Origin of the sequence: Streptomyces triticirhizae (assembly GCF_003696235.1) — a bacterium.
GTDB lineage: Bacteria > Actinomycetota > Actinomycetes > Streptomycetales > Streptomycetaceae > Streptomyces > Streptomyces triticirhizae.
Genome location: NZ_RFFJ01000368.1, coordinates 1 through 2169, shown reverse-complemented (window position 1 = coordinate 2169; position 2169 = coordinate 1). Strand labels below are relative to the sequence as shown.

The following is a 2169-nucleotide window of genomic DNA, read 5'->3' as shown; positions in this document are numbered from 1 at the left end:
AGGCCGAGGGCGACGGCCAGCAGCAGCCCGCCGGTCCAGCCCAGGGCGGTGGCGGCGGTGGGGCTGAGCAGCGGCCGGTCCTCGGGGAGGGGGCGCACCGGGATGTGCCCGGGGCGCGCGGCGGCCTCGCCGCCAGGGTCCTCGGCCGTGCCGTCGAGGTGGGTGAGCGCGGCGAACGGGTCGACGATCCCCGCGCCGGTGCGTTCGCCCCGGCCGCCGCCGACGGGGTTGGCGGACTCGGTGAGCCGGTCGGCCAGTTGGGCCGCGGTCAGGTCGGGGAAGCGGGAGAGGACCAGCGCGGCGGCGCCGGAGACCTGGGCGGTGGCGAAGCTGGTGCCGGCCTCGACGCGGTACCCGCCGCCGGGCGCGGCCACGGCCAGCTCCTGGCCGTAGCCGGCGAGGTCCACCCAGTCGCCGGCGTTGGAGGTCTCCAGGGGCTGTCCGTCCTCGCCGACGGCGCCGACCGTCAACACCCCGTCGTAGGCGGCCGGATACATCGGGATGTCGTCCCGGCCCTCGTTGCCCTCGTTGCCGGCGGCGGCCACCACCAGCACGCCGGCGTCCACGGCGCGGGCGACGGCCGCGCGCAGCGGCTCGGCGTCGACGGGGTAGGCGAAGGAGAGGTTGAGGATGTCGACGTCGGCGGCGATCGCGTCGTCCACGGCGGCGGCCAGGGTGTTGGGGGTGGCGCGGTCCACGCCGTCGGCGATCCGGATGGGGTAGACGACCGCGCCCGGCGCGACGCCGGTCATCCGGTCGCCCTCGGCGCGGTGCGCGGCGATCATGCCGGCGACGGCGGTGCCGTGCCCGGGGCAGTCGCGCTGGCGGTCGGGGGTGGTGCGCACGAACTCCCGCTCCTCGGGGACGACGGTGAACTCGCTGCCGCGCGCCACCGCGCCGGCCAGGTCGGGGTGTTCGCCGTCCACGCCGGAGTCCAGCACGGCGACGGTGACCCCCTCGCCGGTGGCCAGGTCCCACGCCTGCCGCAGGCCGAGCTGTTCGATCAGCGGGTAGGGGCCGGCGTTCTCGGGGAGTTCCTCGCCGGTGGCCTGCTGGGAGCAGTCCTGGGCGGCGGCCTCGGGCAGGGTGCCGGGCAGCGGGGTGGCCAGGGTCAGGCCGAGGGCCAGCAGCGGCGGCCAGAGCAGGCGGCGGCGAACGGCGGTGCGGGCGGCCACGGTTCAGGCCCGCAGGTCGAGCAGCGCGGCGTAGACGTCCCACACGGCCAGCGCCAGCGGGACCACGGACAGCAGCGCGGTGGTCTCCAGCAGGTCCAGGGCGCGGGAGGTCCTGGGGTTGGCGCGGGCGCGGCCGGCGAGCAGGCCGACGGCGGCGGCGACCAGCGCCACCAGCAGCGCGACGGGCAGCGCCACGCCGAGCGGCGCCAGCCGCTGGCCGACGAGGCCGGTCAGCGCGAACGCGGCCCCGCCGGCCGCCGCCAGCAGCGCGCCGAGCAGTGGGATCGCGGTCTGGGCCGGGTCGCGGAAGAGGCGGGCGCGCAGCAGGGTCAACGCGACGAGCACCACCGCCAGGACGGCGGCCCACAGCTCGCCGGCGGCGAAGAGCACCAGGGTGCCGCCGAGCGTCACCAGGTGGCCGCCGGCCAGCATCCCGAGCAGCAGCCGGCGCGCCCTGGCGACCCGGGCGCGCAGCTGGCCGTGGGCGAGCTGGCTGGGCAGCGCGGCCAACTCCTCGGTGGTGGAGGCGATCTCGGGCGCCGGCATCCGGCCGACGCGCAGCGCCAGGGTGGGCCACAGGGTGGTCAGGGCCAGCGCCAGCGGGGCGACCACGGCGGCGGCCCTGGCCGGGGGGACGTCCCAGACGGCGCAGAGCAGGGCGCCGGTGGCGGCGAGCGGTCCCGCGACGACCAGGGCGGTGAACGTTCCGTCGCCGCCGCCCACCAGGAGCGGGCCGAGCGCGCCGAGGACGGCCAACACGGCGCAGGCCAGCAGGAGATGCCCTGCGGTGAAGCCGTCCACGGTGCCGGCCTCGGTGCCGAGCAGCCGCACCGCGCCGAGCAGCGCGGGCGGCGCGGCGAGCGCGGCGGCGCAGGTGCCGGCGGCGATGTCGCCGAAGGCGCGGGAGAGCAGCACGCCGACGACCAGGGCGAGGAGGGCGGTGGCCAGGCCGAGCCAGCCGGGGAGCCGGCCGGGGGCGACGGCCAGCGCGCCG

At 78.7% G+C, this 2169-nt stretch carries 2 protein-coding genes; both read right to left on the bottom strand.

Annotation, left to right across the window (positions count from 1 at the left end; all coding sequences use genetic code 11):
- Positions 1 to 1175 (bottom strand): S8 family serine peptidase (locus tag EBN88_RS29650; RefSeq protein ID WP_122400060.1); only part of this gene is annotated, 1175 nt, incomplete at its 3' end.
- A gap of 3 nt (positions 1176 to 1178) precedes the next feature.
- On the bottom strand, positions 1179 to 2169 hold a 991-nt coding region (locus EBN88_RS31030; protein ID WP_158621587.1), incomplete at its 5' end, for a ubiquitin family protein.